Raw genomic sequence first — 21,078 nt, forward strand, 5'->3', positions numbered from 1 at the left:
CATGTGTCTAGGCATTCCTGGCCGCGTCGTGGAGATCGTGGACGGGTATGCGGGCCAACTGGCCCTGGTCGATGTGGAGGGCGCCAGACGCCGCGTCAACATCGGCATGCTCGACGAGGCACCCGGCTGCGACGACTGGGTGCTTCTTCACATGGGCTTCGCCGTCGAGCTCATCGACCGGGCGAAGGCCCGCGAGGCCCTGTCGGGCCTGGAGATGATGGGCCGCGGCCGGGCGGAGCGCGTCCGGCGCAGCTTCGAGGTGCGCGGGGTCGTGCAGGGCGTGGGCTTCCGGCCCTTCGTCTACGTCACCGCCACCGAGCTGATGCTCACGGGCACGGTGACGAACACCGGCGACGGGGTGCTCGCCGAGGTCGAGGGAGCCTCCGACGCGGTGGAGGAGTTCGGCCGGCGGCTCCGTACCGACGCCCCGCCGCTCGCGGTCGTCGAGGACGTGCGCACCGGCGAACAGCCGGTCCGGGGCGGTACCGGCTTCACGATCGAGGAGTCCAGCGGGGGCGGCCGGGCCAGGACGCTCGTCGCGCCGGACACGGCGACCTGCCGGGACTGCCTCGACGAGCTGGCCGACCCGGCGGACCGCCGCCACCGCCACCCCTTCATCACCTGTACGCACTGCGGCCCCCGGTTCACGATCGTCACCGGCCTCCCGTACGACCGGGCCGCCACCACGATGGCGGACTTCGAGATGTGCGGGGCCTGCCGGACGGAGTACGAGGACCCGCGCGACCGGCGCTTCCACGCCCAGCCGATCGCCTGCCCCGACTGCGGACCCCGGCTCGAACTGGTCGGCGGGGACGGGGTGCCCCGCTCCCGTGACGAGGACGCGCTGCGGGCCGCCCGGGAGCTGCTCGCCGGTGGCGGGATCATCGCGGTCAAGGGGCTCGGCGGCTACCACCTGGTGTGCGACGCCCGCGACGACGCGGCCGTGGCCGAGCTGCGCCGGCGCAAGCGGCGCGGCGGCAAGCCGTTCGCGGTGATGGTGTCGGGGCTCGACGTGGCGCGGGAGCTGGTGACCGTCACGGCCGGGGAGGAGGAACTCCTGACCGGCGGCCGCCGCCCGATCGTTCTCCTGCCCCGACGGGGCGGGGCCGGTGTGTCCGATGCCGTGGCTCCCGGGAGCCCCGACCTCGGGCTGCTGCTCCCGTACACCCCGTTGCACGTCCTGCTCTTCGGTATCGGTGCCGACCGGCCGGGTCCGGACGCGCTGGTGATGACGTCGGCCAATCTGTCGGGCGAGCCGATCGTCACCGATGACGAGGCCGCGCTGACCGTGCTGGCCCCGCTCGTCGACGGCTGGCTGCGGCACGACCGGCGCATCCAGGTGCCGTGCGACGACTCGGTCAGCCGCTGGGTGGCCGGTGCCGAGCTGCCGGTCCGCCGGTCGCGCGGATACGCCCCGCTGCCGCTCGCCCTGCCCTTCGACGTGGCGCCGACGCTCGCCGTGGGCGCCGACCTCAAGAACACCTGCGCGCTGGCCGAGGGCCGCTACGCCTGGCTGAGCCAGCACATCGGCGACATGGACGACCTGTCCACGGTGGACGCGCTGACCCGGACCGAGAAGCACCTGGAGAGCCTCACCGGGGTGGCGCCCGCCCGGCTGGTGGCCGACCGCCATCCCGGCTATCACTCCGCCGCCTGGGCCCGCGCGCACGCGGCCGGGCGGCCGGTCCGTACCGTGCAGCACCATCACGCGCACATCGCGTCCGTGATGGCCGAGCACGGTCTGGGCGCCGACGAGCGCGTGATCGGCATCGCCTTCGACGGCACCGGTCACGGCGACGACGGGGCGGCCTGGGGCGGCGAGGTCCTGGTCGCCGGGTACGCGTCCTTCCGCAGGGCCGCCCACCTGGCTTACGTACCGCTGGCCGGGGGTGACGCGAGTGTGCTGCGTCCGTACCGGATGGCTCTCGCGCACCTGTACGCGGCGGGCATCGCCTGGGACGCGGACATGCCCGCGGTCCGCGCGTGCCCGGCCGCGGAACGCGACGTACTGGCGCACCAGTTCGCCACCGGGTTCGGCTGCGTGCCGACGTCGAGCATGGGCCGGCTCTTCGACGCCGTCGCGTCCCTGGCCGGCGTCCGGCACGAGGTGGCGTACGAGGCGGAGGCCGCCATGGAGCTGGAGGGAATGGCCCGGGGCGCACACGGTGTGCCCGGCGCTCCCGGGAGTGGCTACCGCTTCGGTGTCCGGCCCGGAACGGACGAGGGGACCGCGATCGCCGATCCGGCCCCGGTCGTGCGGGCCGTCGTGTCCGACGTACGGGCGGGCGTTCCCGCCGGGCTGGTCGCCGCACGCTTCCACGCGTCCGTCGCCGCGCTGGTCACCGACCTCGCGGACCGCTGCCGCAAGCACACCGGTCTCACCACCGTGGCTCTGGGCGGCGGTGTCTTCCAGAACGCCGTCCTGCTCGAAGCGGCACAACGGGGCCTGGTGGAGCGGGGCTTCACGGTGCTGCGGCCCCGGTTGCTCCCGCCGAACGACGGCGGGATCGCCCTCGGCCAGCTCATGATCGCCGCGGCGGGCTGACCGCGCCGCGCTCCCGTACCCCAAGGGATCCACAGAGGAGAGAAGCCATGTGTCTCGCTGTTCCGGGGCGTGTCCTCAGTACCGCAGAAGTCGACGGCACCGTGATGGCCGAGGTCGACTTCGGCGGAGTGCGCAAAGAGGTGTGCCTCCAGTACATCCCCGACGCGGCCGTCGGTGAGTACGTCATCGTGCACGTCGGATTCGCCATTCAGCGCCTCGACGAGGCCTCCGCCCAGGACACCCTGGCCAACTTCGAACGGCTCGGCATCCTCGCCGAGGAGTTCGGGGACGGCTTCGAGCTCGCCGCACAGCAGCGCACGTCACCCGAAGGAGCCGGCCGGTGAAGTACCTCGAAGAGTTCAGCGACCCCGATCTCGCGAAGAAGCTGATCGACCAGATCCATGCGGCCACCACCCGGAGGTGGGCGATGATGGAGGTCTGCGGCGGCCAGACCCACTCGATCATCCGGCACGGCATCGACCAGCTCCTCCCCGAGAGCGTGGAGATGATCCACGGCCCGGGATGTCCCGTCTGTGTGACCCCGCTGGAGATCATCGACCGCGCCCTGGCGATCGCCGCCCGCCCCGGTGTCATCTTCTGCTCGTTCGGCGACATGCTGCGCGTGCCCGGGAGCAGCCAGGACCTGTTCTCCGTCAAGAGCGCCGGCGGCGACGTACGGGTGGTGTACTCACCTCTGGACGCGCTGAGACTGGCCCGCGAGAACCCGGACCGTGAGGTCGTCTTCTTCGGCATCGGCTTCGAGACCACCGCCCCCGCCAACGCGATGACGGTGTACCAGGCCAAGCAGCTCGGGGTGCGCAACTTCTCACTGCTGGTGTCCCACGTCCTGGTGCCGCCCGCGATCGCCGCGATCATGGAGTCCCCGGCCTGCCGGGTGCAGGCGTTCCTCGCCGCCGGTCATGTGTGCAGTGTGATGGGGACCGCCGAGTACCCTCCGCTGGCGCAGAAGTACAAGGTGCCGATCGTGGTCACCGGCTTCGAGCCCCTGGACATCCTCGAAGGCGTCCGCCGGACCGTCCTCCAACTGGAAGCGGGCCGCCACGAGGTGGAGAACGCCTACCCCAGGGCCGTTCGCGACGAGGGCAACGCGCCCGCGATGAAGATGCTCGCCGATGTCTTCGAGGTGACGGACCGCACCTGGCGCGGCATCGGGGCGATCCCCCGCAGCGGCTGGCGGCTCTCCGGGAAGTACCGGGAGTTCGACGCGGAGCAGCGGTTCGACGTGGCGGACATCCACACCGCCGAGTCCTCGCTCTGCCGCTCGGGCGAGGTACTCCAGGGGCTGATCAAACCGCACCGGTGCGAGGCGTTCGGCAAGGAGTGCACACCGAGGAACCCGCTCGGCGCGACCATGGTGTCGTCCGAGGGCGCGTGCGCCGCGTACTACACCCACCGCCGTCTGGAACTGGTCGATGCGAAGTGACTGACGCGATGCAGGACGTGACTGCCCCTGTGCGGGACTCGGCTGATCCCGTGCGGGACTTGACCGGCACGGTGCGCGACGTCTCCGACGCGGCGCCGGGGCCGGCCGGACCGGACTTCGAGGGGTGGGCCTGCCCCGTACCGCTGCGGGACGTCCCGACCGTCGTGATGGGCCACGGTGGCGGCGGCGCGATGTCCGGCGAGCTGATCGAGCACCTGTTCCTGCCCGCGTACGGGGCCGCAGCGGCCGCAGAGCTCGGTGACTCGGCCGTCCTGAGCGTCGGCACCGACACCCGTCTCGCCTTCTCCACGGACTCGTTCGTGGTGAAGCCGATGTTCTTCCCCGGCGGGTCGATCGGTGACCTGGCGGTGAACGGGACGGTCAACGACCTGGCCATGTCGGGGGCGACGCCGCTGTTCCTGTCGACCGCCTTCATCCTCGCGGAGGGCACCGAACTGAGCGTCCTCGGCCGGATCGCACGGGCGGTGGGCCGGGCGGCCGAGGCCGCCGGCGTACGCCTGGTCACCGGGGACACCAAGGTCGTGGAGCGCGCCAGCGGCGACGGCGTCTACCTCAACACCTCGGGCATCGGTGTCGTGCCGTCCGGTGTCGACATCGGCCCGCGCCGGGCGCGACCCGGCGACGCCGTGCTCGTCAGCGGCGACATCGGGGTGCACGGCGTGGCCGTGATGAGCTGCCGGGAGGGCCTGGAGTTCGGTACGACCGTCGAGAGCGACACCGCTCCGCTGCACGGTCTGGTCGCCTCCATGATCGGCACCGGCGTGGACGTCCATGTGCTCCGGGACCCCACGCGCGGGGGTGTCTCCGCGTCGCTGAACGAGATCGCCCGTGCCGCGGAGGTGGGCATCGAGCTGGTCGAGCGGCTGCTGCCGGTGCCGCCCGCGGTACGGGACGCGTGCAGTCTGCTCGGGCTCGACCCGCTCCAGGTGGCCAACGAGGGCAAGCTGATCGCCATCGTTCCCGGCGCGGACGCGGACCGGGTGCTGGCAGCGATGCGGGCGCACCCGCTGGGCCGGTCCGCGTGCAGGATCGGCAGGTGCGTGCCGGATCACGCCGGGATGGTGGTCGCGAGGACGGGCCTGGGCGGGAGCCGGGTGATCGGGCTGCCGATCGGCGAACAACTGCCGCGGATCTGCTGAGTGCGTGGCGGACGGCTGCCGAAGGCCTGCGCCGTGGCGAACGACTACGACCGAGGATCCGCTGCGTGGCGAACGACTACGACCGAGGATCTGCTGAGTGAGTGCTGAGGGCGCGCTGCTGTTCGCGCGATACGCCTACCCGCCCAACGAGCTCGGCTACTGCGGCCCCGCCGACGCGGCGGCCCTGCTGCGCCGGGAGGCGACCGCCGACATCGGGCGGCGGGCCCGGCAGTTCGAGGGGGCCTGGTGCTATCTCCAGTTCCTCGCGGAGACGGCCGGGCTCACGGACCCGCTCGATGTCCGGGTGGTCGAGGCCTACTGGATCGGCAACGAGTTGCTGGAGCTGGCCGATCCCGCCGCCCTGGTGGAGCGCCTGACGGACCGTTTCCGCGGCCAGTCGGGCGGTACCTGGCGCGAGGCGGCGCGGCGGGCCCTGGCCCACCACAGCTTTCAGGTGTTCGAGGTGTATCCGTGGGCGCCGATGCTCCGGCCCGACGGGAATCCGACCGCCCTGTCCGTGCTGGACCGCTGCCGCATCCGGACGGGCGTGGTGCTCACGGCCGGCAGCGAGGTGGCGACCGTACGGTCCCGTCCGCTGGTCTGGGACGGGACCGCGACCGCCACCGGCGACTGGCAGGAGGAGACCGTGCGCCTCTCGGCGGGCGGCCGGACGCTGCTCGACGGCGTCTCCCCCGGTGACCGGGTGGCGCTGCACTGGGACTGGGTGTGCGACGTGCTCACCGATGAACAGGCCCTGCGCATCGAGTCCTTCGAGGCGCGCACCCGCACCGGGCTTGGCCTGCTCGTTCCTCGGCCCGACACCACCCCGGCTCGGGTCAGAGCGCGTTGATCTCCTCGCGGGCCGGCACCCGGGCCCAGGCGCACACCTCGTCGGCGGGGACGACGGCCCGGTCCCACAGCCCGACGTCCGCGAGGCTGCCCTGCCACGCCTTCGAGTCGCCGTTGTCGTCCCGCCCCGTCACGGAGTTCCACAGGACGGTGTCCTCGGGCAGCGCCGCGTCCGCGGTGGCCACCTGGGCGCTGTCCACGGCGACGCCTGCGGTGTTGTCAGGCAGACGAGACCGGCAGAACGTCCGGGGACAGCGCGCCCACGCGGGCGGACGCGGCGGTCATGCGGCGCGAGTGGTGGCGGCGGCAGAGAACCTCGTAACCGACCTCGCCCGCAGGGCGGTTCACATCGCCGACCACGACCTGGGCTCCCGCGACGACCATCTCACCCTCTATCGTCCGCGCGTTGTGCGTCGCACGGGCCCCGCACCAGCACAGGGCCTCGACCTGCAGCTGCTCGACCCGGTCCGCCAGCTCGATCAGCCGCTGCGATCCGGGGAACAGCTTCGTACGGAAATCCGTGGTGATACCGAAGGCGAAGACGTCCATCTCCAGGTCGTCCACGACGCGGGCCAGCTGGTCGATCTGCTCAGGAGCCAGGAACTGCGCCTCGTCCACGATCACGTAGTCGACCCTGCCGCCCTTCGACAGCTGAGCGACCAGGTACGCGTACAGGTCCATCCCCCGGTCCGCCTCGACCGCGTCCGTCACCAGACCCAGCCGTGACGACAGCTTGCCCTCCCCCGCCCGGTCGTCCCGGGTGAAGATCACGCCCTGGAGGCCCCGCGCCGACCGGTTGTGCCCGATCTGGAGCGCCAGAGTGCTCTTCCCGCAATCCATGGTTCCGGAGAAGAACACCAGCTCGGGCATGAGGGGTCGAGCACCTTTCGGGACGGGCGGAGGGGGCCGTGGAACGGGCCCGTACGGCCAGGAGGGCGCGTACGGGACTTTCGAAACACGCCTAGGAGCGTACTTCGAGGAGCGGGACCAACTGCTCGACGGGGGTCATCGAGCCGTGCATGCCCACCATCGCCGACTCGTGCGGCTCGTTGTCGGAGGCGGTGATCACCACGTCGTCGTGGGCCGCCGCGACGACGTCGCCGATCCGGCCGAGGACCCGTTCGTCGATCCGGGGGCCGAACCAGCCCGCCGCGACGGCCTCGTCCCGGCTCGCCACCCAGAACTGCTCGCCGAGCACCTCGCGCCAGACGGTCAGCACATCGGCCTCGGCGCCCGGGACGGCGTACACATGGCGGGCGCGGCCCTCGCCGCCGAGCAGCGCGACGCCCGCGCGCAGCTCCCAGTCCGCGTCGAAGTCGATCCTGGACTGCTCGTCGAACGGGATGTCGATCATGCCGTGGTCGGCGGTGATGTACAGCGCCGAGCGCGGCGGGAGCTGCTCGGCGAGGCGCCGGGCCAGTCCGTCGACATGCATCAACTGACCGCGCCAGGCGTCGGAGTCGACGCCGAAGCGGTGCCCCATGCCGTCGACCTCGCTGTAGTACGTGTAGACGAGCGAGCGGTCACCGGCGGCCAGCCGCTCGGCGGCGACGTCCATCCGGTCCTCGCCGGTCAGCCGGCCGAGGAACGAGCCGCCGCTCAGCGCGACCTTGGTGAGCGGGGTCTGCTCGAAGGTGGGCGCGGAGACCTGTGCGGTACGCACTCCGGCCGCGTCGGCGCGGGTGAAGACGGTGGGGTGGGGCTGCCAGACCTTGGGCTGCGTCCACGGCCTCCAGCGGAGCTGGTTCATCAGCGCGCCGGTCTCCGGATTGCGCACCGTGTACCCGAGGAGGCCGTGCTCGCCCGGGGGCAGCCCGGTACCGACCGAGGCCAGCGAGGTCGCGGTGGTGGCCGGGAAGCCCGCCGTTATCGGGCGGCCCGTGCCGCCGCGCGAGGTGGGCAGCAGGGAGTGCAGGAAGGGGGCCTCGTCCGGGTGCGCCCGGATCTGCTCCCAGCCGAGGCCGTCGATCAGGAAGACGCAGTTCCGGTCGGCGGGGGTCAGCTCGGTGATCGCCGCGCTGAAACCGGGCACGCCCTGTCCCGCGACGAGCGTGGGCAGCAGATCGGCGAGCGAGCCGCTGCCGTACTCGGGCACCGGGGCGGTGTCGACGGACAGCAGGACGGGGTCCTGCCAGGCCGGCTGGACCATCAGCGGCCGGCCGCCGCAGTCGCGGCCGTGGCCTCGGAGAGCGCCTGGGCGAAGGCGAGGGTCTGGCGCACGGTGTCGGGGCCGTCGCCGGCCTCGCTGACCCGCAGGCTCAGGTCGTCGGCGGTGGAGCTGCCGGTGTAGCCGTGGTCGGCCTCGCAGTTGGGGTCGCCGCAGGCGGCGGGCTCCAGGTCGATCCGGGAGACCGCGCCCCAGCCGATCGTCAGGACGACCTCGCGGGGCAGCGTGCCGGGAACGTACTTCTCCGGGTTGGCCACGACACGGCTGACCACGACCGAGGAGATCCGGTCGAGCTTGACCGATTCGGTGGAGGTGGTGGCGTAGGGCGTCGGGGAGCTGGTGTCGGCGTTCTGCTCGTCGGTGTGGCTGACGACGAAACGATGGTCCGTGAGCACCAGGACCGTGACGTGCCTGCGCACCTCGTTGGAGTCGAAGGTGGTCTCCTGGTGCACCAGGTACGAAGCGACCGGCTCACCGCCCACGGCGGCCTCCACCGCCTCGGCCACGAGGGCCGGGTAGTAGCCGCTGCGCTCGATCGCCGCGCGCAGCCCCTGGGTCGTCGTACCGGTCTTAGCCATACGGACCATCCTACGGGGGGCGGATGGCTGCCGGGGACGTCCTGTCCGCCCTCCCTGCCGGTAGGCGCGGAGCGGGGCGGTTCAGTAGTTGGAGAGGCGGCGGGGGCCGAGGTCGGTGCGGGCCGGGGGCGGCGACAGCCGGACGCTCGCTCCGAGGACGGTCAGCCCCTGGGTGGCGACCACGACGGGTTCCAGGGCGATGGAGACCACCTCGGGGTGGTCGTCGACCAGCAGGGAGACCCTGAGCAGCAGTTCTTCCAGTGCCGCGGTGTCCACGGGCGCCGAGCCGCGCCAGCCGAAGAGGACCGGGGCGGCCCGGATCGAGCGGATCAGCTCGGCGGCGTCCCGGTCGGTGGCCGGAACGAGCCGGTGGGCGGTGTCGCCGAGGAGCTCGGAGGGCGCACCCGCCAGGCCGAAGGAGAGGACGGCGCCCGCGGCCGGGTCGATCGTGGCCCGTACGACGGTGTCGACACCGCGCGGGGCCATGGCCTGCACGACGGGCCGGAGCTCGGCGGGCTTGCCGAGGAGGTCGGTCAGTTCGCCGTACGCGCGGCGCACCGCGGACTCGGTGGCGAGGTCCAGCCGGACACCGCCGAGGTCGGCGCGGTGGCGCAGATGGGGTGCGGTGGTCTTCAGCGCGACCGGGTAGCCGAGCCGTGCGGCGGCGTCGACGGCCGCCTCCGCGTCGGGTGCCGGGAGCGTCGGCCGGACGGTGATGCCGTAGCAGGCCAGCAGCTCGCGGGCCTCGTCGTGCGCCAGGGGCCTGCCGCGCGGATCGGGGTCCTCGCCGAGCAGCGCCTCGATGCGGGCGGCCGCGCCCGGCTCGTCGATGGTGTCGTCGAGGAACTCGGGGACTTTGCCGGGGACCGCGGCCTGGCGTCGCCACTGGGCGTACTTCACGGCTTCCGCGAGCGCCCGGACGGCCCGTTCCGCGGCGGGGTAGGCGGGGATCCGGCCGGCGGCGCGTGCTTCCCCGGGGCCGGTCGGCGTCGGCGCGGTGTCCGTTCCGCCGGGCGGGGCCGGTCTGGCGGCGGGGGTGGCCGAGGGCCGTCCCGGCGCCGGGGCCGGGCGCTGCTGGGCCACCGTGCCGGTGGCGGCGGCCAGGGCCTCCGCGAGGCCGCCGATCTCCACGTGGACGACGGCCACCGGCTTGGCCGGCCCGGCGGCGGCGGCCGTGTGCAGGGCGGTGGCCAGCACCTCGCCGTCGCCCGGCTCCGCCTCGCCGTCCTCGCCCACCCACGGGATCGCCGTCACGATCACCGCGTCACAGCCCTCGTCGGCCAGCGCCTCGGCCAGCGCGTCCCGGAAGTCCTGCGGGGTGGCGGCGGTGGTGAGGTCGCGCGGCGGACGCGGGCGCAGGCCCTCGGCCAGGCAGGCGTCGTACGTGAGGAGGCCGAGGGACTCGGAGTTGCCGAGGATCGCGACACGGCCGCCCGCCGGGAGCGGCTGGCCGGCGAGGAGCAGGCCCGCGTCGACCATCTCCGTCACCGTGTCGACGCGGATCACGCCCGCCTGGCGCATCAGCGCGGAGACCGTGGCGTCCGGGATCCGGCTGACGGGTACGGCGTGGCCCGGCGGGGTGGAGCCGCTGTGCCGGGCGCCCTTCACGACGACGACCGGCTTCACGGCGGCGGTACGCCGGGCGAGGCGGGTGAACTTGCGCGGGTTGCCGAGCGATTCGAGGTACAGCAGGGCGACATCGGTGTCCGGGTCCTCGTACCAGTACTGGAGGAAGTCGTTGCCGGAGATGTCGGCGCGGTTGCCGGCCGAGATGAAGGTGGAGAGTCCGGCGCCGCGCCGGTAGAGCCCGGAGAGCAGGGCGATGCCGATCGCGCCGGACTGGGTGAACAGGCCGATGCGCCCGGAGGCGGGCCGTTCCGGTGCCAGGGAGGCGTTCAGCCGGACCGCCTCGGAGTTGTTGATGATGCCGAAGGCGTTCGGACCGATGATCCTCATACCGTACGAGCGGGCCTGGCGCACCAGTTCGCGCTGCCGTTCGCGGCCCTCCGCACCCCACTCGGCGTATCCGGCGGAGAGGACCACCAGGCCCTGGACGCCGTGCTCGCCGCAGTCCGCGACGGCCTCCGGGACCCGCTCCGCGGGTACGGCGACGACGGCGAGGTCGACGGGTTCGCCGATCTCGCCGAGGGAGCGGTGGGCGGGCACCCCGTCGATGGTGTCCTGGCCGGCGGCGAAGGCGCTGTTCACGGCGTACGTGCGGCCGGTGAAGCCCGCGCCCAGGAGGTTGCGCAGGACGGTGCGGCCGACGCCGCCGGGGGTGCGCCCCACGCCGATGACGGCGACGGAGCCGGGTGCGAGCAGCCGCTGCACGGAGCGTGCCTCCGCGCGCTGTTCCCGGGCGCGCTGGACGGCGAGCGACTCCGCGGTCGGTTCGAGGTCCAGGGTGAGGTGGACGGAGCCGTCCTCGAAGCTGCGCTGCTGGGTGTACCCGGCATCCCGGAACACCTTGATCATCTTGTTGTTGGCGGGCAGCACCTCGGCGGCGAAGCGCCGGATGCCGCGCTCGCGGGCGACGGCCGCGATGTGTTCGAGCAGCGTGGAGGCGACGCCGCGGCCCTGATGCGCGTCCTGGACGAGGAAGGCGACCTCGGCCTCGTCCGCCGGGGCCGACGCGGGCCTGCCCGTGGCGTCGATCCGGTCGAAGCGGACCGTGGCGATGAACTCTCCGCCCACCGTGACGGCGAGTCCCACCCGGTCGACGTAGTCGTGGTGGGTGAAGCGGTGGACGTCCTTGGCGGAGAGCCGGGGGTAGGGAGCGAAGAAGCGGTAGTACTTCGACTCCGGGGACACCTGCTCGTAGAAGCTGACCAGCCGTTCGGCATCGTCCGTGGTGATCGGCCTGATCCGCGCGGTGCCGCCGTCGCGGAGCACCACGTCCGCCTCCCAGTGATCGGGGTAGACGTGATGCGGACTCTGCTCCGGAGAGGGCTCCATGGGCAAAGCCTACGGCTCTGTCAGCGGTCGCGTGGGGGGCGGGGCCGGGGCAGTCTGGGGGTGGCCGATCGACGGTACGGCCGGGCCCCGGCACCCACTCGACCGGGCCGCGGGTCGGCCGGAGCATCGGGCACTGCATGAGAGACTGGTCTAGACAACCATTGATTCGTGAAGGGCAGAACCATGGCTGAGCGCCGCGTCAACGTCGGTTGGGCCGAGGGCCTGCACGCCCGCCCCGCATCCATCTTCGTCCGTGCCGCCACGGCCTCCGGCATACCCGTGACGATCGCCAAGGCCGACGGCAACGCGGTGAACGCCGCGTCCATGCTCGCGGTGCTCGGGCTCGGCGCCCAGGGCGGCGAGGAGATCGTTCTCGCGTCCGACGCCGACGACGCCGAAGCCGCTCTGGACCGTCTGTCCAAGCTGGTCGCCGAGGGGCTCGACGAGCTTCCGGAGACCGTCTGACCCAGCGGTCACGACCGCCGGAATTCTTGCGAAAGAGCCGCGACACCCCCGACCGGGAGTCGCGGCTCTTTCGTGTGCGCGGGAATGACGGATCACCGATAAAGACCCGCGCATCGGAATTCAGGGCAGCAAGAACAAAGCCCCAATGAATGCCTGCTCTTTGTATACGGCCCCCTTGTTAATGCCGGCCGCTCGGGGTGTTTACGACATGTTGCGAAGTCCTCACCCGGCCGGCGCGGGGGATGGCGGCGGCGCCCGGCCGGTCGGGACGGCGCAGCCGGTGCGCGGCGGTGGCCCGCTCGGCATGCTGGGCGGCCAGCGCCCGCGCGCGTTCCGCGTCGCCGCGCGCCACGGCGTCCACGATGGCCCCGTGCTCGGCCCAGGAGTCGGCGGGGCGGGCCGGCTGGTCGACCGCGTACATCCAGGCGATCTTGTGCCGGAGCTGGGTGAGCAGTGCGATCAGGCCGGGGCTGCCGGAGGCCTGGGCCAGGGTCTCGTGGAACCAGCCGCCCAGTGACCGCAGGTCCTCGCCCTCGCCCCGGCGGGTCCGCTCCTGCCCCAGCCTGACCAGGCCGCGCAGCACCTTGAGGTGGGCGTCGGTGCGGCGCTGGGCGGCACGGGCCGCGCCGAGCGGCTCCAGCAGCATCCGGACCTCCAGGAGATCGGCGGCCTCCTGCTCGTCGGGCTCGGCGACGCAGGCCCCGGCATGCCTGCGGGTGACCACGAAGCCCTCGGACTCCAGGGTGCGCAGCGCTTCGCGCACCGGGACGCGGGAGACCCCGTAACGGCGTGCGAGCACCTCCTCGGTGAGTCGGCTGCCGCGCTCGAAGACACCGGAGACGATGTCGTCACGGATTGCCGTGCATACCGAATGCGCCGGAATGCGCATGTCCGAACCTCCGTCTTAATCCCCGCGGAACGCGGCCGATCGACGCCTGTCCTGTGACTCTATTGCAATGCGCTCGCATTTCCGATGCCGGGTGGAAATTCATGAATATCTTTTGGGTACGACGAAGGCCCCGGCGGGCTGCCGGGGCCTTTCACCGAGGTGCTTCGCCGTCGGTCAGACGGTGACGCCGTGGGCGCGCAGATAGGCGACCGGGTCCATGTCGGAGCCGTACGACGGCGTGGTCCGGGCCTCGAAGTGGAGGTGCGGTCCGGTGGAGTTGCCGGTGGAGCCGGAGAGGCCGATCCGCTGGCCCTGGCCGACGCCCTGGCCGACGGAGACGCCGATCGAGGAGAGGTGGCCGTACTGGGTGTACGTGCCGTCCGTCATCCGGAGCACGATGTTGTTGCCGTACGCGCCGCCCCAGCCGGCCTCGACGACCGTACCGGCGCCGACGGCGACGACGGAGCTGCCGGACGCGGCGTGGAAGTCGATGCCGGAGTGGCTGCCGGAGGACCAGAGGGAGCCGCCGGCCTGGTAGCCGGTGCTCACGTGGGAACCCGCGACGGGGAGCTGGAAGGTGCCCAGCCGGGCGCGCTCGGCGGAGCGGGCGGCACGCGCCTCGCTCGCGCGGGCCTCCTCGGCCCTGGCGGCGGCCTCGGCCTTCGCGGCAGCCCTGGCCCTGGCGTCGGCCTTCTTCTTGGCGTCCGCCTTCTTCTTCGCCTCGGCCTTCGCCCTGGCGTCCGCCTTCGCCTTCGCCTTCGCGGCGGCGTCGGCCTGGCGCTGCTGCGCGTCCGCCTGCGCGTCGATCCGGTCGGCCAGGTCGCCCTCGATGGCGATGACCTGGGAGAGCCCTGTCTCGTCGGCGTCGGGGGTCTCGGTGCCGGCGGCGAGGGCCGGGGAGGCCAGGGAGCCGATGACGCCGGTGGTGGCCAGGGTCGCGATGCCGACGGCCTTCGCGCCGCAGCGCGTCAGACGGCTCGGGGCACGGTGCTTCCCGGTGGCACGGGTGAACGCCATGAAGTGGCTGGTCCTTTCCTTCCCTCTCGCCTACCGGGTTAGCTGACGGGTTCGGAGCAGGAAGGTCTCCTACGGATCCCCCGGCCTCACCGAGGCATGGGCATCCGATTCACCCCAGGGACTGCGTGGGTCCCCGGCTCCCCCGGCTCGCGCCTGACGGGGACTCGGCGATGGCTGCCCGGTACGTCACGGATGCGGCATACGAGTGACGGACAGCCGGGCCGACGTTAAACGGGGGCACTTCCCCACACCAAACGGACAGGCGGATTTGTAGCGCATCCCACAGGGCAGACAGGCAACCTCTCCCGCAAAACTGGACAAAAGAGGAAGGCCCCGGCGGTCAGCGATCCACCAGGACCTTCCTTTTGTCCCGTTACCGGGGAGAGCGTCCGGTCAGCCGGTGACGACCGAGACCTCTCCGATGCCGAGAGCCCTCACGGGCTCCTCGATCTGCGCGGCGTCCCCGACGAGGACCGTGACCAGCCGGTCGCCCGGAAAGGCGTTGACCACGGCCGCCGTCGCCTCCACCGTGCCGGTGTCCGCGAGGCGCGCGTACAGCTGCGCCTGGTAGTCGTCCGGGAGGTGCTGCTCGACCTGGTCCGCGAGGGTCGCGGCGACGGAGGCCGCCGTCTCGAACTTCAGCGGTGCGACGCCCACGAGGTTCTGCACGGCCGTCTCGCGCTCGGCGTCCGTGAGGCCCTCCGCGGCCAGTGTCCGCAGCACCTTCCACAGGTCCTCCAGCGCCGGCCCGGTGGACTCCGTGTCCACCGAGCCGCTGATGGCGAGCATCGCGGCGCCCGTCGGCCCGGAGGCGGCGTCCCCGGCGGAGGAGCGCAGCACCTGGCCGAAGGCGCGCACGCCGTAGGTGTACCCCTTCTCCTCGCGCAGCACCCGGTCCAGGCGGGAGGTCAGCGTGCCGCCCAGGCAGTACGTGCCGAGCACCTGGGCGGGCCAGACGCTGTCGTGCCGGTCGGCGCCGATCCGGCCGAGGAGCAGCTGGGTCTGGACCGCTCCGGGGCGGTCCACGATCACCACCCGGCCGGTGTCGTCGGCGGTGATCGGCGGGACCGGGCGGGGCTCGGCCGTGTCGCCCGACCAGTCGCCGATGGTGTCGGCGAGCAGGGCGTCCAGGTCGATGCCGGTGAGGTCGCCGACGACCACGGCGGTCGCGGTGGACGGCCGGACGTGGGCGTCGTAGAAGGCGCGCACGGCGGCGGAGTCGATCCGCTCCACGGTCTTCTCGGTGCCCTGGCGCGGGCGCGACATGCGGGCCGTGGCCGGGAAGAGCTCCTTGGAGAGCTGCTTGGCGGCGCGCCGGGCGGGGTTCGCCTGCTCGTGGGGGATCTCGTCGAGCCGGTTGTTCACCAGCCGCTCGATCTCGCTGTCGGCGAAGGCCGGTGCCCGCAGGGCCTCCGCGACCAGGCCGAGCGCCTTGGCCAGCCGGGAGGCGGGAACCTCCAGGGAGACCCGGACGCCGGGGTGGTCGGCGTGGGCGTCCAGGGTGGCACCGCACCGCTCCAGCTCGGCGGCGAACTCCTCGGCGCTGCGCTTGTCGGTGCCCTCCGACAGGGCGCGCGACATGATCGTGGCCACCCCGTCCAGGCCCTCGGGCTCGGCGTCCAGCGGGGCTTCGAGGAAGATCTCGACGGCCACGACCTGCTGGCCGGGGCGGTGGCAGCGCAGCACCGTGAGGCCGTTGGGCAGGGCGCCGCGCTCGGGTGCGGGAAAGGCCCAGGGCCTGGCCTCTCCGGGGGCGGGCTGCGGGTGGTACTGCATCGAAACTCCAGTCGCGGCAGCGTCGGTCACTTGTCCGCTCCTTCGTGCGCGTCGGTGTCGTTGGCGGCGTCGGCGTCTTCCGCGGGCTCCGCGGACTCGACCGGCTCGTAGACCAGCACCGCCCGGTTGTCGGGCCGCAGCTGGGCCCTGGCGGCCGCCCGGACCTCCTCCGCGGTGACGTCGAGCACCCGGTGCACGGCGGTCAGGGCAAGCTGCGGGTCACCGAACAGCACGGCGAACCGGCACAGTTCGTCGGCCCGGCCCGCGACCGTACCGAGCCGGTCCAGCCACTCGCGCTCCAACTGTGCCTGGGCGCGCTCCATCTCCTCGGGCGAGGGGCCCTCCTCGGCGAACCGGGCGAGCTCCTCGTCGACCGCGGACTCGATCTGCGCCACCTCGACGCCGCCGGACGTCTTGACGTCCAGCCAGCCGAGCGAGGGCGCGCCGGCCAGCCGCAGCAGTCCGAATCCGGCCGCGACGGCCGTCCGGTCGCGGCGGACGAGGCGGTTGTGCAGCCGGGACGACTCGCCGCCGCCCAGGACGGTCAGCGCGAGATCCGCGGCGTCGCACGCGCGGGTGCCGTCCTGCGGCAGCCGGTAGGCGGCCATCAGCGCACGCGCCGGGACCTCCTCGCGGACCTCCTCGCGCAGCTCACCGCCCATGACCTCGGGCAGTGAGCCGTCCCGCGGCGGCTGCTTGCCGTCGTGCGACGGGATGGTGCCGAAGTACTTCTCGATCCAGGCGAGCGTCTGCTCGGGGTCGATGTCGCCGACGACCGAGAGCACCGCGTTGTTGGGCGCGTAGTACGTACGGAAGAAGGTCCGCGCGTCCTCGAGCGTCGCCGCGTCCAGGTCGGCCATCGAGCCGATCGGGGTGTGGTGGTACGGGTGGCCCTCCGGGTAGGCGAGGGCGGTCAGCTTCTCGAACGCGGTGCCGTACGGGACGTTGTCGTAGCGCTGGCGGCGCTCGTTCTTGACGACGTCGCGCTGGTTCTCCATGGACTCCTCGTCGAGCGCGGCGAGCAGCGAGCCCATCCGGTCGGCCTCGAGCCACAGGGCCAGTTCCAGCTGATGCGTGGGCATCGTCTCGAAGTAGTTGGTCCGCTCGAAGCTGGTGGTGCCGTTGAGGGAGCCGCCGGCGCCCTGCACCAGCTCGAAGTGTCCGTTCCCCTTGACCTGGCCCGAGCCCTGGAACATCAGGTGCTCGAAGAGGTGAGCCAGACCGGTGCGCCCCTTGACCTCGTGGCGCGAGCCGACGTCGTACCAGAGGCACACCGCGGCGACCGGGGTCAGATGGTCCTCGGAGAGCACCACGCGCAGGCCGTTGGCCAGACGGTGCTCGGTCGCTGTCAAGCCGCCGGAGCCGGCCTGGGCTGTGGCCGTGTGACCCATGGGCATGTACGTCCCTTCGATCGCGATACTGGATGTGATGCGAGACCTGCCACTGTAAGCAAGCGCACCGACGCCTGGCGAAGTTCCCGTGCCGCGCACGTCACCGGAAAGCGGTGTCCGGACCCCTCGGGACGGGTGGAGAACCCCCTTTGGGACGGGTCGAGGTCGGAGTTGTCAGTGCGGCGGTCCACAATGGTCCGCGTCAGAACCTGAGGTTGCCCGAACAGAATCCGTGAAGGAGTCGCAGCAGCGATGGCCCGCCGCAGCACGAAGACCCCGCCGCCGGACGACTTCGAGGAGAAGATCCTCGACATCGACGTCGTCGACGAAATGCAGGGCTCCTTCCTCGAGTACGCGTACTCGGTGATCTACTCACGGGCCCTGCCGGACGCCCGTGACGGCTTGAAGCCGGTGCACCGCCGCATCGTGTACCAGATGAACGAGATGGGCCTGCGCCCGGACCGCGGCTACGTGAAGTGCGCCCGCGTCGTCGGCGAGGTCATGGGTAAGCTGCACCCGCACGGGGACGCGTCGATCTACGACGCCCTGGTGCGGATGGCACAGCCGTTCTCCATGCGGCTCCCCCTCGTCGACGGACACGGAAACTTCGGCTCGCTCGGCAACGACGACCCGCCGGCCGCCATGCGGTACACCGAGTGCCGGATGGCCGACGCGACGTCGTTGATGACGGAGTCGATCGACGAGGACACCGTCGCTTTCCAGTCGAATTACGACGGCCAGGAGCAGGAGCCGGTCGTCCTCCCGGCCGCCTATCCGAACCTCCTGGTCAACGGCACGACCGGGATCGCCGTCGGCATGGCGACGAACATGCCCCCGCACAACCTGGGCGAGGTCATCGCCGCCGCCCGCCACCTGATCAAGCATCCGGGCGCGGACCTGGAGACCCTGATGCGGTTCGTCCCCGGTCCCGACCTGCCGACCGGCGGCCGGATCGTGGGCCTCGGCGGCATCAAGGACGCCTATGCGGGAGGCCGCGGCTCGTTCAAGATCCGCGCCACCGTCGCCGTGGAGAGCGTCACGGCACGCCGCAAGGGTCTGGTCGTCACCGAACTGCCCTTCAGCGTCGGCCCGGAGAAGGTGATCGCCAAGATCAAGGACCTGGTCTCGGCGAAGAAGCTCCAGGGCATCGCGGACGTCAAGGACCTCACCGACCGCTCGCACGGACTGCGCCTGGTCATCGAGGTCAAGAACGGCTTCGTGCCGGAGGCCGTCCTGGAACAGCTCTACAAGCTGACGCCGATGGAGGAGTCCTTCGGCATCAACAATGTGGCGCTGGTCGACGGGCAGCCGCTCACCCTGGGCCTCAAGGAGCTCCTGGAGGTCTATCTCGACCACCGCTTCGACGTGGTGCGCCGGCGCAGCGAGTTCCGCCGGACCAAGCGCCGCAACCGGCTGCACCTGGTCGAGGGCCTCCTCGTCGCGCTGATCGACATCGACGAGGTCATCCGGCTCATCCGCTCCAGCGACAACTCGGCGCAGGCGAAGGACCGGCTCATCGAGCACTTCTCGCTGAGCGAGGTCCAGACGCAGTACATCCTGGACACCCCGCTGCGCCGGCTCACCCGGTTCGACCGGGTCGAGCTGGAGAGCGAGCAGGAGCGGCTCAACGCCGAGATCGCCGAGCTGACCGCGATCCTCGACTCGGACGCCGAGCTGCGCAAGCTCGTCTCCACGGAACTGGCCGCGGTCGCCAAGAAGTTCGGCACCGACCGGCGTACGGTGCTGCTGGAGTCGGCCGGTTCGCAGGTCGCGGCCGTACCGCTGGAGGTCGCGGACGACCCGTGCCGGGTGCTGCTGTCCTCGACCGGTCTGCTGGCCCGTACCGCCAACGGCGACCCGATCGTCTTCGCCGAGGACGCCAAGCGCGCCAAGCACGATGTGATCGTGTCGGCCGTGCCCGCCACGGCACGGGGCGACGTCGGCGTGGTGACCACGACGGGGCGGATGCTGCGGCTCGCGGTGATCGATCTGCCGCAGCTGCCTGACACCCATGCGGCGCCCAACCTCTCGGGCGGCGCGATGGTCGCGGAGTTCCTCACCCTGGAGGCGGACGAGGAGGTCATCTGCCTCACCACGCTCGACGAGTCCTCACCGGGGCTGGCGATCGGCACCCTGCAGGGCGTCGTGAAGCGCGTGGTGCCGGACTATCCGGCCAACAAGGACGAGCTGGAGGTCATCGGCCTCAAGGACGGTGACCGGGTCGTCGGCGCGGTGGAGTTGCGCACCGGCGAGGAGGACCTGGTCTTCATCACCTCGGACGCGCAGTTGCTGCGCTACCCGGCGGCGCAGGTGCGCCCGCAGGGCCGTGCGGCCGGCGGTATGGCGGGCGTCAAGCTCACGGAGGGCGCGGAGGTGCTCTCCTTCGCCGCGGTGGATCCGGCCGCGAACGCCATGGTGTTCACGGTCGCCGGTTCGCACGGCACGCTGGACGACTCCGTGCTGACGTGCAAGTACACCCCGTTCGACCAGTACCCGCGCAAGGGCCGGGCCACGGGTGGGGTGCGCTGTCAGCGGTTCCTCAAGGGCGAGGACGTCCTGACGTTCGCCTGGGCGGGCCCGACGCCCGCCCGCGCCGCGCAGAAGAACGGTGCACCGGCCACGCTGCCCGCGCCCGACCCGAGGCGCGACGGTTCGGGGACGCCCCTGGAGTCCCCGGTCGCGGTGATCGCCGGTCCGGTGTAGCCGGCCCGGCCCGGTGCGTCAGCGCCATGCGTCGTCGCCGGGCTGCTGCACGTAGCGCAGGACGCCCCACATGCTTCGCTCATGTGCGGCGTCCTGCGCTGTGTCCGGCGCCGTTTCCCGCTGCTCCCGGGCGGTCTCGCGGCAGTCGGCCAGCTCCTTGCGCAGGGCCTCCGCGTCGATGCCGGAACCGATCAGCACGAGGCTGGTCAGCCGCGGTTCGGCGCGGCTCCAGGGCTGCGGGGCGAATCGGAGGAACCTGCCGACGGCGTGCAGCGCGTAGCGGTTGTCCGTGTCCCCCGCGCCGAAGTCGACGAACCCCTTGATCCGGTAGAGGCCTTCCGGCCGGGAGTCCAGGAATCCCATCAGCCGACGGGGGCTCATGGGCACGTCGGAGGTGAACTCGATGCTCTCGTACGCCGCGTGCAGATGGTCCCGGTGCTCCTCACCGGCGTCCGCGGCCCGCTCCTCCAGGTACAGGTCCTCGAAGGTCAGCTGTCGGGCCCTCTCCTCGCTGTCGGGCCGCAGCGCCGGATCGAAGAGCAGCTCGGGGTCGATGCGCCCGTACGTGGCGGGGACGACGGCCGCCGTACTGCCGGTGGCCGCGACGGCCTCCCGGATGCGCGGCAGTCCTGCGTCCCCGGCCCGGTCCGTCTTGTTCAGCACGACCAGGTCGGCGACGGCGAGATGGCGGTCGATCTCCGGGTGGCGCTCCCGGGTGGCGGCGAACTCGGCGGCGTCGACCACCTCGACCAGCCCCCCGTACACGATGTGCGGGTTGTCGCTGGCCAGCAGCATCCGTACGAGTTCCTGGGGTTCGGCGAGCCCGCTGGCCTCGATGACGATCACGTCGAGCCGGGCGGCGGGCCGGGTGAGGGTCTCCAGGTAGGTGTCCAGCTCGCTCACGTCGACCGCGCAGCACAGACAGCCACCGCCGAGCGAGACCGTCGAGCCGACCTGCCCGGACACGGTCATGGCGTCGATCTCGATGGACCCGAAGTCGTTGACGATCACGCCGATCCGGTTTCCCGCGCGGTGGCGCAGCAGGTGGTTGAGCAGCGTCGTCTTGCCGGATCCCAGGAATCCTGCGAGGACGATGACCGGGATCTGCCGGCCGCGGGGCGGGGACGACGGGTTCAACG

General features: G+C 72.1%; 17 protein-coding genes and 1 riboswitch. Of the genes, 7 read left to right on the forward strand and 10 right to left on the reverse strand.

Annotated features, from left to right (window positions below; translation table 11 throughout):
* Nucleotide 1: 1 nt before the first annotated feature.
* The 5 genes from hypF (at nt 2) to ACIO3R_RS28710 (ending at nt 5,999) form a co-directional block, all read left to right on the forward strand.
* The gene (gene hypF, locus ACIO3R_RS28690) at nt 2-2,545 is read left to right on the forward strand and encodes a carbamoyltransferase HypF (protein WP_402109846.1); all 2,544 of its coding nucleotides are present in this window, start codon (nt 2-4) and stop codon (nt 2,543-2,545) included.
* A gap of 47 nt (nt 2,546-2,592) precedes the next feature.
* Nucleotides 2,593-2,889 (forward strand): HypC/HybG/HupF family hydrogenase formation chaperone, encoded by a 297-nt coding sequence (locus tag ACIO3R_RS28695; protein WP_385030273.1) that lies wholly within the window; start codon nt 2,593-2,595, stop codon nt 2,887-2,889.
* On the forward strand, nt 2,886-3,989 hold the full coding sequence (gene hypD, locus ACIO3R_RS28700) for a hydrogenase formation protein HypD (protein ID WP_385030276.1): 1,104 nt from the start codon (nt 2,886-2,888) through the stop codon (nt 3,987-3,989). The genes ACIO3R_RS28695 and hypD overlap by 4 nt, the downstream gene beginning before the upstream one ends.
* Before the next feature lie 167 nt (nt 3,990-4,156).
* Nucleotides 4,157-5,149, forward strand: coding sequence for a hydrogenase expression/formation protein HypE (gene hypE / locus ACIO3R_RS28705; protein WP_385030347.1), 993 nt, complete (start codon nt 4,157-4,159; stop codon nt 5,147-5,149).
* 97 nt (nt 5,150-5,246) lie between these two features.
* Complete coding sequence (locus tag ACIO3R_RS28710) at nt 5,247-5,999, forward strand: DUF6390 family protein (protein WP_402109850.1); 753 nt, start codon at nt 5,247-5,249, stop codon at nt 5,997-5,999.
* Here the strand turns inward: ACIO3R_RS28710 and ACIO3R_RS28715 are convergent.
* The 5 genes from ACIO3R_RS28715 to ACIO3R_RS28735 form a co-directional block, all read right to left on the reverse strand.
* Nucleotides 5,986-6,198 carry a hypothetical protein gene (locus ACIO3R_RS28715; RefSeq protein WP_402109853.1) on the reverse strand — a complete coding sequence of 71 codons (213 nt, stop codon included), beginning with the start codon at nt 6,196-6,198 and terminating at the stop codon, nt 5,986-5,988. The two genes, ACIO3R_RS28710 and ACIO3R_RS28715, sit on opposite strands and share 14 nt — an antisense overlap.
* A 19-nt stretch (nt 6,199-6,217) precedes the next feature.
* Nucleotides 6,218-6,868, reverse strand: coding sequence for a thymidine kinase (locus ACIO3R_RS28720; protein WP_385030285.1), 651 nt, complete (start codon nt 6,866-6,868; stop codon nt 6,218-6,220).
* A gap of 91 nt (nt 6,869-6,959) precedes the next feature.
* Entirely contained in the window at nt 6,960-8,147 is a 1,188-nt protein-coding gene (locus ACIO3R_RS28725) for an alkaline phosphatase family protein (RefSeq protein WP_385030288.1), read from the reverse strand.
* Nucleotides 8,147-8,743, reverse strand: a complete 597-nt coding sequence (locus ACIO3R_RS28730) for a DUF5998 family protein (RefSeq protein ID WP_385030291.1) — start codon at nt 8,741-8,743, stop codon at nt 8,147-8,149. Before ACIO3R_RS28730 ends, ACIO3R_RS28725 begins: the two co-directional genes overlap by 1 nt.
* Before the next feature lie 81 nt (nt 8,744-8,824).
* A complete protein-coding gene (locus ACIO3R_RS28735) occupies nt 8,825-11,698 on the reverse strand; it encodes a GNAT family N-acetyltransferase (RefSeq protein ID WP_402109857.1) in 2,874 nt (957 codons plus the stop codon).
* A gap of 183 nt (nt 11,699-11,881) precedes the next feature.
* Here ACIO3R_RS28735 and ACIO3R_RS28740 point away from each other — a divergent pair, with 183 nt between their 5' ends.
* Nucleotides 11,882-12,163 (forward strand): HPr family phosphocarrier protein, encoded by a 282-nt coding sequence (locus ACIO3R_RS28740; RefSeq protein WP_385030297.1) that lies wholly within the window; start codon nt 11,882-11,884, stop codon nt 12,161-12,163.
* A 178-nt stretch (nt 12,164-12,341) separates the two neighbouring features.
* Here ACIO3R_RS28740 and ACIO3R_RS28745 read toward each other — a convergent pair whose 3' ends face one another.
* The 4 genes from ACIO3R_RS28745 to ACIO3R_RS28760 form a co-directional block, all read right to left on the reverse strand.
* Nucleotides 12,342-13,052: a GntR family transcriptional regulator gene (locus tag ACIO3R_RS28745; RefSeq protein ID WP_385038289.1), complete on the reverse strand. Its 711-nt coding sequence runs from the start codon at nt 13,050-13,052 to the stop codon at nt 12,342-12,344.
* A 174-nt stretch (nt 13,053-13,226) separates the two neighbouring features.
* Nucleotides 13,227-14,069: a M23 family metallopeptidase gene (locus tag ACIO3R_RS28750; protein WP_402109860.1), complete on the reverse strand. Its 843-nt coding sequence runs from the start codon at nt 14,067-14,069 to the stop codon at nt 13,227-13,229.
* 12 nt (nt 14,070-14,081) lie between these two features.
* A riboswitch (cyclic di-AMP (ydaO/yuaA leader) is annotated at nt 14,082-14,249 on the reverse strand.
* A gap of 213 nt (nt 14,250-14,462) precedes the next feature.
* Nucleotides 14,463-15,845, reverse strand: a complete 1,383-nt coding sequence (locus tag ACIO3R_RS28755; RefSeq protein WP_402109982.1) for a M16 family metallopeptidase — start codon at nt 15,843-15,845, stop codon at nt 14,463-14,465.
* 26 nt (nt 15,846-15,871) lie between these two features.
* The gene (locus ACIO3R_RS28760) at nt 15,872-17,242 is read right to left on the reverse strand and encodes a M16 family metallopeptidase (RefSeq protein WP_402109863.1); all 1,371 of its coding nucleotides are present in this window, start codon (nt 17,240-17,242) and stop codon (nt 15,872-15,874) included.
* 246 nt (nt 17,243-17,488) lie between these two features.
* On the opposite strand from ACIO3R_RS28760, the gene ACIO3R_RS28765 reads away from it, so the two are divergent.
* On the forward strand, nt 17,489-19,939 hold the full coding sequence (locus tag ACIO3R_RS28765) for a DNA topoisomerase (ATP-hydrolyzing) subunit A (RefSeq protein ID WP_402109865.1): 2,451 nt from the start codon (nt 17,489-17,491) through the stop codon (nt 19,937-19,939).
* 18 nt (nt 19,940-19,957) lie between these two features.
* On the opposite strand, the gene ACIO3R_RS28770 is transcribed toward ACIO3R_RS28765, so the two are convergent.
* Nucleotides 19,958-21,076, reverse strand: a complete 1,119-nt coding sequence (locus tag ACIO3R_RS28770) for a CobW family GTP-binding protein (RefSeq protein ID WP_402109868.1) — start codon at nt 21,074-21,076, stop codon at nt 19,958-19,960.
* Between the last annotated feature and the right edge of the window lie 2 nt (nt 21,077-21,078).

The sequence above is a fragment of the Streptomyces sp. NPDC087428 genome (assembly GCF_044744085.1).
Lineage (GTDB): Bacteria > Actinomycetota > Actinomycetes > Streptomycetales > Streptomycetaceae > Streptomyces.